The 14648-nt window shown below is 70.2% G+C and carries 11 protein-coding genes, 1 tRNA gene and 1 other RNA gene; 2 read left to right on the forward strand and 11 right to left on the reverse strand.

Features of this window, described 5'->3' with window-relative positions:
• The coding region (locus RJQ01_RS12060) for a DNA polymerase III subunit gamma and tau (RefSeq protein WP_350476973.1) at positions 1–1196 on the reverse strand (1196 nt) is incomplete at its 3' end.
• A 79-nt stretch (positions 1197–1275) separates the two neighbouring features.
• On the opposite strand from RJQ01_RS12060, the gene RJQ01_RS12065 reads away from it, so the two are divergent.
• Complete coding sequence (locus tag RJQ01_RS12065; protein WP_350476974.1) at positions 1276–1917, forward strand: SDR family oxidoreductase; 642 nt, start codon at positions 1276–1278, stop codon at positions 1915–1917.
• A 93-nt stretch (positions 1918–2010) separates the two neighbouring features.
• Here the strand turns inward: RJQ01_RS12065 and RJQ01_RS12070 are convergent, their stop codons facing one another.
• The 3 genes from RJQ01_RS12070 to ffs form a co-directional block, all read right to left on the reverse strand.
• Positions 2011–3138 carry an acetate/propionate family kinase gene (locus RJQ01_RS12070; protein ID WP_350477087.1) on the reverse strand — a complete coding sequence of 376 codons (1128 nt, stop codon included), beginning with the start codon at positions 3136–3138 and terminating at the stop codon, positions 2011–2013.
• Positions 3135–5333, reverse strand: coding sequence for a phosphate acetyltransferase (pta, locus tag RJQ01_RS12075; RefSeq protein WP_350476975.1), 2199 nt, complete (start codon positions 5331–5333; stop codon positions 3135–3137). The genes RJQ01_RS12070 and pta overlap by 4 nt, the downstream gene beginning before the upstream one ends.
• Positions 5334–5402: 69 nt before the next feature.
• Positions 5403–5499: signal recognition particle sRNA small type (gene ffs, locus RJQ01_RS12080), an RNA gene on the reverse strand.
• 54 nt (positions 5500–5553) lie between these two features.
• Here ffs and RJQ01_RS12085 point away from each other — a divergent pair.
• Positions 5554–5641: transfer RNA gene (locus RJQ01_RS12085), tRNA-Ser, on the forward strand.
• A gap of 36 nt (positions 5642–5677) precedes the next feature.
• Here RJQ01_RS12085 and RJQ01_RS12090 read toward each other — a convergent pair.
• The 7 genes from RJQ01_RS12090 to mmsB form a co-directional block, all read right to left on the reverse strand.
• Positions 5678–7447 carry a helicase HerA-like domain-containing protein gene (locus RJQ01_RS12090; RefSeq protein ID WP_350476976.1) on the reverse strand — a complete coding sequence of 590 codons (1770 nt, stop codon included), beginning with the start codon at positions 7445–7447 and terminating at the stop codon, positions 5678–5680.
• 28 nt (positions 7448–7475) lie between these two features.
• Positions 7476–8579 carry a glycerate kinase gene (locus RJQ01_RS12095; protein WP_502885272.1) on the reverse strand — a complete coding sequence of 368 codons (1104 nt, stop codon included), beginning with the start codon at positions 8577–8579 and terminating at the stop codon, positions 7476–7478.
• A gap of 84 nt (positions 8580–8663) precedes the next feature.
• The gene (locus RJQ01_RS12100) at positions 8664–9938 is read right to left on the reverse strand and encodes a saccharopine dehydrogenase family protein (RefSeq protein WP_350476978.1); all 1275 of its coding nucleotides are present in this window, start codon (positions 9936–9938) and stop codon (positions 8664–8666) included.
• Between the two features lie 32 nt (positions 9939–9970).
• Complete coding sequence (locus RJQ01_RS12105) at positions 9971–10645, reverse strand: phosphatase PAP2 family protein (RefSeq protein WP_350476979.1); 675 nt, start codon at positions 10643–10645, stop codon at positions 9971–9973.
• A gap of 26 nt (positions 10646–10671) precedes the next feature.
• A complete protein-coding gene (locus RJQ01_RS12110; RefSeq protein WP_350476980.1) occupies positions 10672–11901 on the reverse strand; it encodes a multidrug effflux MFS transporter in 1230 nt (409 codons plus the stop codon).
• Positions 11898–13337 carry a GH1 family beta-glucosidase gene (locus RJQ01_RS12115; RefSeq protein WP_350476981.1) on the reverse strand — a complete coding sequence of 480 codons (1440 nt, stop codon included), beginning with the start codon at positions 13335–13337 and terminating at the stop codon, positions 11898–11900. Before RJQ01_RS12115 ends, RJQ01_RS12110 begins: the two co-directional genes overlap by 4 nt.
• 98 nt (positions 13338–13435) lie before the next feature.
• Positions 13436–14635, reverse strand: a complete 1200-nt coding sequence (gene mmsB, locus RJQ01_RS12120) for a multiple monosaccharide ABC transporter permease (RefSeq protein ID WP_502885273.1) — start codon at positions 14633–14635, stop codon at positions 13436–13438.
• Positions 14636–14648: the final 13 nt, after the last annotated feature.

The raw sequence follows: 14648 nt of genomic DNA on the forward strand, positions 1-14648 counted from the left end.
GCCGCGGGCGGGCTCGCGCTCGTCGCGGCGCCCCCGCCGGCCACCTGCCGCTCGAGCTGCTCGACCCGCGCGAGGGCACCCCGGGTCGACTCGTCGGCGGCGGGAACGAGCAGCCGCGCGGTCATGAGCTCGAGGTGCAGCCGCGGCGAGGTCGCGCCGGTCATCTCGGTGAGGGCACGGTTGACGACGTCGGCCGCGCGCGAGAGCTCGGCGGGGCCGAAGCGGCCTGCCTGCGCACCCATGCGCTCCAGGTCGTCCTGAGGGATGCCCCGCAGAACGGCCGCGCCGTGGTCAGGCGTGGCCTGCACGACGATGAGGTCGCGCATCCGCTCGAGCAGGTCGTCGACGAAACGGCGAGGGTCCTGACCCGTCTGGATGACCCGGTCGACGGCGCCGAAGGCGGCGGCGGCATCCCGATCGGCGAGCGCGTCGACCACCTCGTCGAGCAGCGCGCCGTGGGTGTAGCCGAGAAGCGCGACCGCGCGCTCGTAGGTGACCGTGCTCGCCTCGGAGCCCGCGATGAGCTGGTCGAGCAGGGAGAGCGTGTCGCGCACCGAGCCGCCGCCGGCGCGCACGACGAGCGGCAGCACGCCCGGCTCGATCTCGACCTTCTCGCTGCGCGCCAGCTCCCCCACGTAGTCGAGCAACTGCGCGGGCGGCACCAGCCGGAACGGGTAGTGGTGCGTGCGGGAGCGGATCGTGCCGATGACCTTCTCGGGCTCCGTCGTCGCGAAGATGAACTTCACATGCTCCGGCGGCTCCTCCACGATCTTCAGCAGCGCGTTGAAGCCCTGCGGCGTCACCATGTGCGCCTCGTCGAGGATGAAGATCTTGTAGCGGTCGCGCGCCGGCGCGAACACGGCACGCTCGCGCAGGTCGCGCGCATCGTCGACTCCGTTGTGGCTCGCGGCGTCGATCTCCACCACGTCGAGCGAGCCGCCGCCCTGACGCGAGAGCTCGACGCAGCTCGGGCACGTGCCGCACGGCGTGTCTGTCGGGCCCTGCTCGCAGTTGAGGCAGCGCGCGAGAATTCGGGCGCTCGTGGTCTTGCCGCACCCGCGCGGCCCGCTGAACAGGTAGGCGTGGTTCACGCGGTCGTGGCGCAGTGCCGACCGCAGCGGGTCCGTCACGTGCGACTGCCCGATGAGCTCGGCGAACGTCTCGGGGCGATAGCGACGGTAGAGGGCGGTGACCACGCCCCCAGCGTAGTCGCGACCCCCGTCGCGGATGCTCGCACACAGGCCGCACGGAGCCTGACCTGCTCGACTGGCCTCCATGCGTATTGCCATCGCCGGAGGTCACGGCCAGATCGCCCGCCTGCTCGCCCGCCGACTCGCCGAGGCCGGTCACGAGCCGCTCGCGCTCATCAGGAAGCCGGTGCAGGCCGCCGACATCGAGGCCGACGGCGCCACCCCCGTCGTGATCGACCTCGAGAAGACCGACGACGCGGGCCTCGCCGAAGTGCTCACGGGTTGCGACGCCGTTGTCTTCGCCGCCGGCTCGGGCCCTGGCAGCACGCCCGAGCGCAAGCTCACCGTCGACCGCGACGGCGCCATCCTGCTCGCCGACGCCGCCGTGCAGGCCGGCGTGACCCGCATGGTCGTCATCTCGTCCCGCCGCGCCGACGCGTTCGACCCGGACTCCGACGACATCTTCCAGATCTATCTGAAGGCGAAGGCCGAGGCCGACGCCGCCGTGCGCGCGCACGACGATCTCGAGTGGACGATCGTGCGGCCCGGCGGTCTCACCGATGAGCCCGGCACGGGGAAGGTCGAGATCGGCGAGAACGTCGAGGGGAGCATCCCGCGTGCGGACGTGGCCCACCTCGTGGCCGACCTGCTCATGAGCGGTCGCGGTGTGCGCCAGCAGTTCGAGGTCGTCTCGGGGCCGACGCCCATCGCCGAGCTCCCGCTGTAGCCCTGGGCGCTGCCCCGTCACCCCGTTTGTGACAACTCACGCCGAACGTTTCACGTGGTGTGTCACTTTCGGCGTGTCTGGGCGCGGAGGTGCTCAGGTGACGACGGCCGCGGTCGCGCGCGCGATCGCGAGCTCCTCGTTCGTCGGCACGACGAGCACGGCCGGCCCGTCGCACGCCGGCGAGATGACACGCGACCCTCGAGCAGCCCGCTCGTTGAGGAACGGGTCGACGCGCAGCCCGAGATGGCCGAGCCGGTCGATGACGCGCGCACGCAGCGCAGGGCTGTTCTCGCCCACCCCCGCCGTGAAGACGACCGCGTCGAGGCCGCCCAACTGGGCGAGGTACGCGCCGATGTAGTGCCGGATGCGGTGGGCCCAGACGGCGAGACCGGCTTCGGCGAGCGCGTCCCCTTCGGCGGCGGCGTCGGTGACGTCGCGCATGTCGCTATGGCCGGTGAGACCGAGGATGCCCGAGCGCTTGTTGAGCAGCGTGTCGAGCTCGTCGACGCTCAGGCCGGCGACGCGGTGCAGGTGCACGAGCACGGCAGGGTCGAGGTCGCCCGAGCGCGTGCCCATGACGAGACCCTGCAGCGGAGTGAGGCCCATCGAGGTATCGATCGAGCGGCCGCGATCGATCGCGGCGGCCGAGGCACCGTTGCCGAGGTGCAGCACGATGAGCTGCAGCTCGTCGAGCGGGGCCCCGAGCAGGTCGGCGGCTCCGTGCGCGACGAACTCGTGACTCGTGCCGTGGAAGCCGTACTTGCGCACGCCGTGCCGGTCGGCGACCGCGCGGTCGATCGCGTAGGTGTAGGCCTCGGCGGGCATCGACTGGTGGAAGGCGGTGTCGAAGACGGCCACCTGCGGCACGTCGGCGAGAGAGGAACGGGCGGCTCGGATGCCGGCGAGGTTCGCCGGATTGTGCAGGGGAGCGAGCTCACTCACCGCCTCGATGCCGGCGATGACGTCATCGGTCACGAGGGTCGGCGCCGTGAAGACGCTGCCGCCGTGCACGACGCGGTGACCGACCGCGCCGATCGAGGCCGCCTCCTCGCCCAGCCGGTCGAGGACGACGCGCATCCCCTGCTCGTGATCCGCCGCATCGCCGCCCTCCTCGCCGAGGCGCTGCAGCAGCCCGGAGAGCACGACCTCGGCCGAGTCGACGTCGATGAGCTGGTACTTGATCGAACTGGAGCCCGAGTTGACGACGAAGACGCGCATCAGACGCCCGTGTCGTCGGGGAGGCCGGTGCCCTCGCGCATCGACCCGCCCGTGCCGCCGAGCGTCGAGATGGGCGTCGTGGGCGGCGGCGGCGTGCGCTGCGCCTGGATCGCCGTGATCGCCACGGTGTTGACGATGTCGCTCACGAGGGCGCCGCGACTGAGGTCGTTGACCGGCTTGCGCAGGCCCTGCAGCACGGGGCCGATCGCCACGGCACCTGCCGAGCGCTGCACCGCCTTGTACGTGTTGTTGCCGGTGTTGAGGTCGGGGAAGACGAAGACCGTCGCGCGCCCGGCCACCTCCGAGTCGGGCATCTTCGTCGCCGCGACGCTCGGCTCGGCGGCCGCGTCGTACTGGATGGGGCCCTCCACCAGCAGATCGGGGCGGCGCTCGCGCACGAGCCTCGTCGCCGCGCGCACCTTCTCCACGTCGTCGCCCGACCCCGACTCGCCCGTCGAGTACGAGAGCATCGCGATGCGCGGCTCGATCGCGAACTGCTGCGCGGTCGCGGCGGAGGAGATGGCGATGTCGGCCAGCTGCTCGCTCGTCGGGTCGGGGATGACCGCGCAGTCGCCGTAGACCAGCACACGGTCGGCGAGGCACATCAGGAAGACGCTCGAGACGACGCTGACCCCCGGGTCGGTCTTGATGATCTCGAAGCTCGGTCGGATCGTGTGCGCCGTCGTGTGGGCGGCGCCGCTCACCATGCCGTCGGCGAGGCCCAGGTGCACCATCATCGTGCCGAAGTAGCTCACGTCGGTGACGACGTCGCGCGCGGTCTCGTAGCTGACGCCCTTGTGCGACCGCAGCCGCACGTACTCCTCGGCGAAGCGGTGCCGCAGCTCCTCCTCGTGGGTGCTCGTCACGGTGGCGCCGGACAGGTCGAGCCCCAGCTCGGCCGCGCGCCCTCGCACCTCCGACTCCTCGCCAAGAATCGTGAGATCGACCACGCCTCGGCGCAAGAGAGTGCTTGCGGCGCGCAGAACGCGGTCGTCGTCACCCTCCGGCAGCACGATGCGCTTGCGGTCGCCTCGGGCGCGTTCGAGCAGCTCGAACTCGAACATCAACGGCGTGACCACCTCGGATCGCGCGACGTCGAGCCTGGCGATCAGCGCGTCGTGGTCGACGTGCGCCTCCCACAGGGCGAGCGCCGTGTCGTACTTGCGCTGAGAGTCCGCGGCGAGACGGCCGCGCGCCTCCATGACGCGCAGCACGAGATCGTAGGTTCCCGAGCCACTGCGAACGATCGGCAGGGCGGGGTCGAGCCCGTCGACGAGCGACTGCACGGAGGCCGGGGTGTCGAAACCGCCGTACAGGATGACCGCCGCGACGCTCGGGAAGGTCTCACTCTCGTGCGCCATGAGCACGGCGAGCAGCACCTCCGACCGATCTCCCGGCACGAGCACGACAGCCCCCTCGGTGAGTCGCGGCAGCACGTTCTCCATCGACATGCCCGCCACGACGACGCCGAGCACCTCCCGGCCGAGGAGCGCCTCGTCTCCGCGGAGGAACTCGCCGTCGCAGGCCGCGATGACGCTCGCGACCGTCGGAGCGATCAGGTAGGGGTCTTCGGGGATCACGCTCACGAGGGCGTCGGAGGCGACCGCCTGCACGGCCGCGGTGAGCGAGTCGGTGAGCGCAGCATCCGCCCGATTGATGATGACCGAGATCAGTTGCGCGTGCTCGTGCTCGAGCTCGGCGACGGCGACCTCGGCGACGCGACGTACGTCGTCCGCCGATCGCGGGCCACTCTCGGCGAGGCCGCGCCCGCCGGACGCCCCGGAGAGCCGGCCGCCGAGGACGAGCACGACGGGTGCACCGAGGTTCGCGGCGACGCGTGCGTTGAACGACAACTCGGTGGGGCTCGCGACGTCCGTGTAGTCGCTGCCGACGATCACGACCGCGTCGCTGCGCCGCTCGATGGCCTTGAACCGCTCCACGATCACGGCGAGCGCCGCCTCCTGGTCGGCGTGCACCTCGTCGTAGCCGACGCCGATGCAGTCCTCGTAGTCGAGGTCGACGCCGTTGTGCCCGAGCAGCACCTCGAGCACGTAGTCGCGCTCCTCGCGCGAGCGGGCCACCGGGCGGAAGACGCCGACCCGCTGCACCTGATGGCTGAGCGTGTCGACGAGGCCGAGGGCGACGGTCGACTTGCCCGAGTTGCCTTCGGCGGAGGTGACGTAGATGCTGCGCGACATTGCCCCCAGCCTAGGCGCGCGGGCGCCGGGTCGCCTGGGCCTTTCGCCCCGCGTCCGGCACGCCCTCATGCGAAGGACCCCCCGCGCACCCGCCAGAGCCCGGTTACCCTTGCTGCGTTTCCGCCCTGGGGGAGTTGGCCTGGATGGCGCCACGCGGGGAGCCGTCGTCGAGTTTACCGGTAGGATCGCTGGGGTTGTTCCGCTTGCGCGGAATGCGCCTGGAGGATTCGCCTAGTGGCCTATGGCGCACGCTTGGAAAGCGTGTTGAGTGCAAGCTCTCAGGGGTTCGAATCCCCTATCCTCCGCCATCGAATCCCGGGAGGCCCGCCCTCGGGTTGCCCCACTCAGCGACGCCCGAGCGTGCCGAATATGCCGCGCACGACTTCGCGGACGATCGTCTGACCCGCGCGCGAACCGAGCAGGTCGCCGATGCCGCCAGCCGCTCCACCGCCGCGTCGTGCCGGCGCCCGCGTGGTCGTGCGCGTCGTCGTGCGCCCCTTCTTCTGCAGGTCGCGCAGGGCCCGCTCGTACTCCTCCTGGGCCGCATCACGCTGCGCCGTCGCGGCGGCCTCCGCTTCGAGGCGAGCCGCCTCGGCCTCGCGCGCGGCCTCCGCCTCGGCGGCGGCGTTCATGCGAGCGGCGAGCATCTCCCGCGCCGACTCGGGGTCGACGGCGGTGCCGTACTGCGCGAGCAGGGGCGACGCCGCGATGGTCGACTCGATGAGCGCTTCGGGTGCAGGGTCCATCGACCCCTGGGGAGCCCGCAACCTCGTCCAGGCGACGGGCGACGGAGCACCCTTCTCGTTCATCACGGTCACGATGGCCTCACCGATACCCAGGGTCGTGAGCACCTCCCCGAGGTCGTATCCCGACGTCGGGTAGGTGGAGATGGTGGCCTTGAGCGCTTTCGCCGCGTCGGGCGTGTGCGCACGAAGCTGGTGCTGCACGCGCGAGCCGAGCTGGGCGAGCACGTCGCTCGGCACGTCTTTCGGCGTCTGCGTGACGAAGAAGATGCCGACACCCTTCGATCGAATCAACCGCACGGTCTGGGTGATGGCGGCGAGAAAGTCCTTGGACGCATCCTTGAACAGCAGGTGCGCCTCGTCGAAGAAGAACACGAGCTTCGGCTTGTCGAGGTCGCCGACCTCAGGGAGGTCGTTGAACAGGTCGGCCAGTAGCCACATGAGGAAGGTCGAGAACAGCGCGGGCTTGTCGTGCACGCCCGGCACCTCGAGCAGGCTCACGATGCCGTGCCCGTCGGCCGTCGTGCGCAGGAAGTGCGCGGTGTCGAACTCAGGCTCGCCGAAGAAGACGTCGGCGCCGTCAGCGGCGAAGGTGATGAGCTCTCGGAGGATGACTCCCGCGGTGGCCTTGTTGAGCCCACCCAGCTCGGCGAGCTCCGCCTTGCCCTCGTCGCTCGTGAGGTGCTGGATGACGGCGCGCAGGTCGGAGAGGTCGACGAGCGGCAGCCCCTCCTGATCGGCGTAGTGGAAGACGAGCCCGAGGCTCGACTCCTGCGTGTCATTCAGCCCGAGCACCTTGGCGAGCATGAGCGGCCCGAAACTGGAGACCGTCGCGCGGATCGGCACGCCGTGGCCGATGCCGCCGAGGCAGTAGAACTCCGTCGGGTGCCCCGCCGGCGCCCAGTCCTGACCGATGCCCTTCGTGCGCGCCAGCAGCTTCTCGCCCGGCTCGCCGGGAGCGGCGATGCCGCTGAGATCGCCCTTGATGTCGGCCGCGAACACGGGAACGCCGGCGGCGCTGAGCTGCTCGGCAAGCACCTGCAGCGTCTTTGTCTTGCCGGTGCCCGTCGCACCGGCGACGAGGCCGTGCCGGTTGGTCATCGCGATCGGGATGCGCACGGGTACGTCGGCGCGCGCGTCGCCGTTGACGAGAGCGCCCATCTCCAGCACCGCACCGTCGGCCTCGTATCCCGCGCGGATGGCGTCGACCTCGCTCTCCGCGAGAGGGCCCGACGACGGCGCGTCCGCCGACGCCTCTGCCGCCGGAGCCTCCGCTGCGCTCTGCGCCTGGGCGGTCGCCGCGGCGAGCGCCGCCTCGGCCTCGGCAAGAGCTTTCTTCGCGGCCGCGACCGCATCGTGCGCATCCGTCATGGGGCCAGCCTAATCCGGCTCAGACACCTCACTCGAGCGCGAGACGCCTGCCCGCCTCGCGCAGCCAGTGCAGCGGCCGCGCACGAGACGCCACCGATGACCCGGCGAGCTCGGTGAGCGAGACGGCTGAACCGAAGCCGGTCGGCGGCGCGTCGATGCGACCCGCGACGAGCGCGCAGCGCACCTCGCTGCCTCGCGCGAGCCGCACCACCTCGACGGGGGCTTTGCCGCCCGCCGACTGCCCGTCGAAGCGCCCCTCACCTGTGATGACGAGGTCGGCGCCTTGGATCGACGCGGGGAGGCCGATCGTCGCAGCGATCGTCCGTGCGCCGGAGTGCATCGTCGCACCCCAGGCGAGCATCCCGAAACCGGTGCCGCCCGCCGCACCCGCTCCCGGCATCTCGGGCAGCGCGCGGCCGGGGTTGTCGCGCAGAACGTCGGCGAAGCGCGCGAGGGCGGATTCGGCAGCGTCGGCACGATCGGTCCGCACGCCCTTCTGCGCGCCGAAGACGGCGATCGCGCCGCGCTCGCCGAGCAGCGGGTTGTCGACGTCGCTGAGCAGCACGGCTCCGTCGGCGGGGAGTGGTACGAGGGATGACCAGTCCACGGCCGTGATGCGCGCGAGCCCGGCGTTCCCCAGCGGCACGGGCTGGCCGGCCGCGTCCCGCAGCCGCGCGCCGAGCGCCACGAGCGCTCCCGCACCGCCGTCGCTCGACGCGCTGCCGCCGAGCGCAAGCATCAGGCGGTCGACGCCGTGCTTGAGCGCGGCGCTGATCGCCTGCCCGAATCCGAGAGTGTGGGCCGTGTCGGGCGCGAACTCGTCGAGCAGCTCGAGGCCCGAACACAGCGCCAGCTCCACCAGACCGGTGCGCGTGCCGTCGGGCTCCTCGAGCAGCAGCCACTCGGCCGGCACCGATCGCCCCTGCGGACCGGTGACCACCACCGGCATGCGCGTCGACCGGGCGGACGCCGCTGCGACCGTGTCGAGCGTCCCCTCCCCGCCATCGGCCATCGGTGCGAGCAGCAGCTCGTCGTCGGGCCGCACGCTGCGCCATCCGTCGGCGAGCGCGGCCGCGACGGCCGCCGCGGTGGCGGAGCCCTTGAAGGAGTCGGGCGCGATGACGACCCGCATCAGAGTCGCCCGTCGGCGCGGCCCCGCGCGGAGGGTCACCGTGCGGACCCCGTGGTGCTGGGGAGGACTGTTCACCCCTCGACTCTAGGCGGGCTGACGCTCCTCGAGCCCCCAGGGCTGGCCGTAGCCGCCCTCGCTCTCGGGCGCGGCCATGAGGTCGAGGAAGGGCTTCGCGTCGAAGGCTTCGGGGCCGAGCACGCCCGCTCCGCTCCACGCTCCGGTCGCGAGCAGCTCAAGCGCGATGACGGGGTTGAGGGCGGTCTGCCAGACGACGCACTGCGCCTCGTACTCGGCCATCGTCCACTCGTTGTCGCTCACGTGGTAGAGGTACACCTCGCGGGGGGTGCCGTCCGTGCCCGTGCCGGTGACCCACATGCCGGCGCAGGTCTTGCCGGTCATGCGCGGGCCGAGCGTCGCGGGGTCGGGCAACCCGGCGGCGACGACGTCGCGCGGGCTCACCATGACGGGGCCTTCGGTCGAGCGCACGCGGATCGGCTCGGTCTTGTCGAGCCCGAGCTGGTTGAGCGTCTTGAGAATGCCGATGAACTCATCGCCGAGCCCGTACTTGAAGGTCACGCGCTTCGCCTCGAGCCAGCGCGGCATGAGCAGCACCTCTTCGTGCTCGACGTTGACGCACTCGACGGGGCCGATGCCTTCGGGGAAGTCGAAGACCTCGGGCTCGCTGAACGGCGGCGTCGTGTACCAGCCGCGATCCTTCTCCCACACGACGGGCGGGTTGAGGCACTCCTCGATCGTGGTCCAGATGGAGAATGATGGCGCGAAGATCTCGGTACCGTCCTCGTCGCGCACGACGAGGTTGGCGCCGTCGCGGGTGCCGAGCTCGTCGACCTCGCGGAAGAGGTGGTCGACGGCGTAGCGAGCGAAGACGTCGCTGAGGCCGGGTTCGACGCCCATGCCGACGAGCGCGAGGCGACCGGCGGCCTCCCAGTCGTCGGCGACGGCGAACGGCTCGTCGCCGAGCTTGACGCCCGTGCGGGCGTAGGGCTCCTCGGGGTGGGGTTGCGAGAGGCTCATGGCCATATCGAGATAGTCGGCGCCGGCGGCGATCGCGCCGGTGAAGATTGGCATGACGAACTTCGGCTCGACGGCGTTCATGACGTGCGTGGCTCCGTGCTCCCGCGCCACGCTCTCCACCACGGCGGCATCGGAGGCGTCGATCTGCGCGGCGATGAAGCGGTCGCCCTGGGGGCCATGCTTGTCGGTGATCCAGGCGATGGTGCGCTCGGCGCGCGCGAGGTCGTAGTCGCTGACGATCACGGTCTCGAAGAAGGAGCGGCGGGCGGCGATCTTGGCGATGGCGTCTCCGACGCCTCCGGCGCCGACAAGCAGGATTCTCATAAGTCCATGTTATCCATCTGGACAATACAGCGCTAGAGGGGATGCTCCGCTCGAGCCGCGCGGCGCACTCGCGGTTCCTCCGCCAGCCGACGCGCGAACGGCACCCACAGCACGACCGCGATGCCGGCGCCGAGCAGCGCGCCGCCGATCGTGTCACTGAGCCAATGCACACCCAGATAGGTGCGGCTGAGGGCCATGGCGAGCACATACCCGGCCCCGAGCATCCAGAACCACCACCGGTCACGCTGGAGAGCGAGGATGAGAGCGAGCGTCACGGCCATCGTGGCGGCATTCGCGACGTGCCCCGACGGGAACGAGCCGACGTCGCTCACGACGAGCATCTCCTCCGGGCGCGCTCGGCCGACCGCCGACTTGATCACCTGCACGAGCACCGCACTCACCGCTGAGGCGAGGAGGAACACGGCGGCCCCCACCGGACGGCGCACGACGAAGAGCGCGAGGACGATCGCGAGCGGAACCACGACCACCCCGACGATGCCGCCCCCGAGCCAGTTCATGAGGAGCGCAGGAATATCCCACCAGGGGCCCCGCTCCTCGAGCACCTCGCTCATCCACTCCTCGTCGACCTCGAGGGGGCCCTCGCGCACGGCGAGGATCACGCCCAGGAGAGCGGCGACACCGACAGCGATGCCACCGCTGAGGATCGGCCAGTGCCGCACGACGCGGCGGCGAGCGGGTGACGACATTCGCGACAGACTACCCGGCAGGCCTCTCAGCGGCTGAGCGCCGGCACGGTGCGCGGCCGCACGATGAACCAGAGACTCGCGACCGCGACGGTCGCCGTGATCGCCATGACCGACCCCATGGGCACGGCATCGGCGATGCCAAAAAGCCCGACGATCGGCGAGATGAGCCCGGCGAGCCCGAAGTTCATCGCGCCGAGAACCGAGGCTGCCGTGCCTGCCTCCCTGCCGTGGTTCGCGAGCGCGAGCACCTGGACGCACGGGAAGCCGAAACCGCAGGCGGTGATGAAGAACCACAGCGGGATGACCGTGCCGAGCAGTCCCGCCCCCGCGAGCTCGAGCACCACGATCGCGATGGCGCTGCCCAGCAGTACGGCCGTTGAGCCGGCGAGGATCCATGCCGGCCCGACGTACTTTGCCAGACGCGAGCTGACCTGCACGCCGATGACAACGCCGATGGAGTTGGCGGCGAAGAGCAGGCCGTAACCCTGCGGGTCGAGCCCGTACACATCCTGAAAGAGGAAAGACGACGCCGAGAGGTAGGCGAAAAGGCCCGAGAACGTCATGCCACCGATGATGGCGACACCCACGAAGACGCGGTCGGTGAACAGCGAGCGGTAGCGCTCGCCGAGGGTCGAGTGGCCCCTCTCGACGCGGCGGGCCGGGGGCAGGGTCTCGACGATGAAGAGAGCGGCGAGCACCATGATGATCACGCCGTAGGCGGCGAGCACGCCGAACATGCCGCGCCACGGCATGACGAGGAGCAACTGGGAGCCGATCACCGGCGCGGCGATCGGCGCGATGCCCGTGATGAGGGCCAGGCGCGAGAGCATTCTCACCAGCGGGTAGCCGCCGAACAGATCGCGCACGGTCGCCATGGCGACGACGCCGCCGGCTGCCGCTCCGAAGCCCTGCAGCACGCGAAAGGCCAGCAGCCACGAGATGTCGGGCGAGAGGGCGACGCCGATACTCGCCAGCACGTGGACGGAGGTGGCAAGGATGAGCGGCAGTCGCCGCCCCACCTTGTCGCTCCACGGGCCCACGAGCAGCTGGCCGAGCGCGAACCCGAGGGTGGTGGCAGTGAGGGTCAGCTGCACCACGGCCGTCGAGACATCCAGATCACTTTCGATCTCAGGGAAGGCAGGAAGGTAGAGATCGATCGTGAACGGCCCGAGCGCGGTCAGCGCACCGAGGATGAGGACGTAGACGGCCCTCTGGCGACCCGAGAGCGAGTCTCCGGGGTGAACAACCGTCGTCACTGCGGGATGCGGTGGGTGCTGATGAGCTCTCGGTACCAGCGGGCGCTGTCTTTGAGCGTGCGCTCCTGCGTCTCGTAGTCGACGTGCACGATGCCGAAGCGCTTGGTGTAGCCGTATGCCCACTCGAAGTTGTCGAGCAGACTCCACACCTGGTAGCCGCGCAGGACGACGCCGCGCTGCATAGCCCGGTGGGCCGCCGTGAAGTGCCGGCGCAGGTAGTCGACGCGCTCGGGGTCGTGCACGCGCCCGTCGACGACCTCGTCGCCGTCGAAGGCTGCCCCGTTCTCAGTGATCATGAGCGGTAGCTCGGGAAACTGCTGGTGCAGGTCGACGAGCAGCTGCTCGAAGCCGTCGGGTGCGATGTTCCAGCCCATGGCCGTGTAGGGGCCATCCTGCTCCACGAATTCGACGTTCTCTGACCCTGGCCAGGCCGAGCCGGTCGACGCCCCGTGCCCATCGGCGTTGCTGCGCGGCGAGTGGCCGTCCCACATTTTCACGGTGACGGTCGAGTAGTAGTTGACGCCGAGAACATCGATCGGCTGGTGAATGAGCTCGAGGTCGCCGGGGCGCACGAACTGCCAGTCGGTCACGCTCGCGGTGTCGTCGAGCAGATCCTGCGGGTAGGCGCCGAGCAGCATCGGCCCGGTGAAGGCGCGGTTGGCAAGCGCATCGATGCGGCGCACGGCCTCCTCCTGCGAATCAGCGTCGGCGTCCTCTGCCCCGCGAATCATGTGGATGTTGAGCGTCGCCGAGTACTCGGTCTCGGGGCGTGTCACGCTCGAGCGCAGTGCGGCGAGGCCGAGACCGTGCGCGAGGTTCAGGTGGTGCACTGCGGTGAGCGCCGCCCGCCCGCTCGTCACACCAGGGGCGTGCACGCCGGAGCCGTAGCCGAGGTAGGCGCTGCACCACGGCTCGTTGAGCGTCGTCCACATCGCCACCCGGTCACCGAGCGCCTCGCCCACGTGCTGGGCGTAGTCCGCGAACCGGTAGGCGGTGTCGCGGTGCGTCCACCCCCCGCGATCCTCGAGCGCCTGGGGCAGATCCCAGTGATAGAGGGTCGCGATGGGGCGGATGCCCCGCTCGAGCAGCCCGTCGACGAGGCGGCCGTAGAAGGCGAGGCCCTTCTCGTCCGGCGAGCCCGTGCCGTCTGCCTGGATGCGCGGCCACGCGATCGAGAAGCGGTACGACTCCAGACCCAGCTCAGCCATGAGGTCGAGGTCGCTCTCCACACGGTGGTAGTGGTCGCACGCGACATCGCCGGTGTCGTCGTTGACGATCTTGCCGGGCGTGTGGCTGAACGTATCCCAGATGGAGACCCCCCGGCCGTCCTCGCGCACGGCGCCCTCGATCTGGTAGCTCGCCGTCGCCGAGCCGAAGACGAAGTCGGGGGAGAACTCGAGGCCGGAGTCGCGGTAGTCGGGAGAGCCGTCAATCATCGCTCTAGCCTACTGGCGCAGCAGCGGGCCTCGGCGAGCGCACAGCGCTCCGCCCCCCGAGCTGCAGCGAGTCGAGGGGCGGAGTCGTGCGCGAGCGTCTAGCGCGCGGCCGCTGTTCCTGCTCGGCGCTTGTTGTAGACGTCAAAGGCCACGGCCAGCAGCAGCACGAGACCCTTGACGGCCTGCTGCCACTCGATGCCGATGCCCATGATCGACATGCCGTTGTTGAGCACGCCGATGATGAATCCGCCGATGATCGCGCCGCCGACCGTGCCGATGCCGCCCTGCACCGCCGCGCCGCCGATGAACGCCGCCGAGATCGCCTCGAGCTCGAAGCCGTCGCCCGCCTTGGGGCCCGCCAGGTTGAGGCGCGCGGTGAAGACGAGGCCCGCGAGAGCGGCGAGGAGGCCCATGTTGACGAACAGCCAGAAGTCCACCGAGCGGGTCTTGATGCCCGACAGCTCGGCTGCGCGGCGGTTGCCGCCGATCGCGTAGATGTGCCGGCCGAAGGTCGTGCGGTTCGCGATGACGCCGTAGGTCAGCACGAGCAGCGCGAGCACGATGAGCGTGATCGGGATGCCCTTGAACACGCTCAGCGCATAGGCGAAGGCGCCGATGCCGACCGAGAAGAGCGTGATCTTGCCGATGAACCACGGCAGCGGCTCGACGGACTGCCCGTACTTTATGCGCCCGGTGCGCGTGCGGAACTGCTGCACGACGAGCGCGATGATCGCGATGAGACCGATCACGAGCGTCAGCGGGTCGACGGTCTCACCGAGAATCTCGACGGGAAAGTTGATGAACCCATTGCCGAGCGCACGGTATTCTTCCGGGAAGGAGCCGATGTTGGAGTTGCCGAGCGTGATGAGCGCGAGCCCGCGGAAGATGAGCATGCCCGCGAGCGTCACGATGAACGCGGGTATGCCGACGAAGGCGATCCAGAATCCTTGCCACGCTCCCACGATCGCGCCCACGGCCAGCGAGAGGATGATCGCCAGCCACCACGGCAGGCCGAGGAAGTCGGCACTCACGAACACGCCCGATATCGCGCCGATGAAGGCGGCGATCGATCCGACGGAGAGGTCGATGTGCCCGGCGACGATGACGAGCACCATGCCGATCGCGAGGATCAGAATGTACCCGTTCTGCACGATGAGGTTCGAGATGTTCTGAGGCCGCAGCAGAATGCCGTCGGTCGTGATCGAGAACAGCACGACCACCGCGATAAGCGCGAGGAAGATGCCGTTCTTGCCGAGGTCGGCGACGATGTGCTTCGCATTGGTGCTGAGTCGGCCCAGCCCCTTGCCCTCG

It is taken from the genome of Microcella sp. (assembly GCF_040286215.1).
Classification (GTDB): domain Bacteria; phylum Actinomycetota; class Actinomycetes; order Actinomycetales; family Microbacteriaceae; genus Microcella.

What these genes read in the sequence shown, in the direction of transcription:
- RJQ01_RS12065 (WP_350476974.1), top strand. Translation starts at nt 1,276, where the DNA reads ATGCGTATTGCCATCGCCGGAGGTCACGGCCAGATCGCCCGCCTGCTC.
- RJQ01_RS12100 (WP_350476978.1), bottom strand. Translation starts at nt 9,938, where the DNA reads ATGAGAATCCTGCTTGTCGGCGCCGGAGGCGTCGGAGACGCCATCGCC.
- RJQ01_RS12090 (WP_350476976.1), bottom strand. Translation starts at nt 7,447, where the DNA reads ATGACGGATGCGCACGATGCGGTCGCGGCCGCGAAGAAAGCTCTTGCC.
- pta (WP_350476975.1), bottom strand. Translation starts at nt 5,333, where the DNA reads ATGTCGCGCAGCATCTACGTCACCTCCGCCGAAGGCAACTCGGGCAAG.
- RJQ01_RS12095 (WP_502885272.1), bottom strand. Translation starts at nt 8,579, where the DNA reads ATGCGGGTCGTCATCGCGCCCGACTCCTTCAAGGGCTCCGCCACCGCG.
- RJQ01_RS12115 (WP_350476981.1), bottom strand. Translation starts at nt 13,337, where the DNA reads ATGATTGACGGCTCTCCCGACTACCGCGACTCCGGCCTCGAGTTCTCC.
- RJQ01_RS12105 (WP_350476979.1), bottom strand. Translation starts at nt 10,645, where the DNA reads ATGTCGTCACCCGCTCGCCGCCGCGTCGTGCGGCACTGGCCGATCCTC.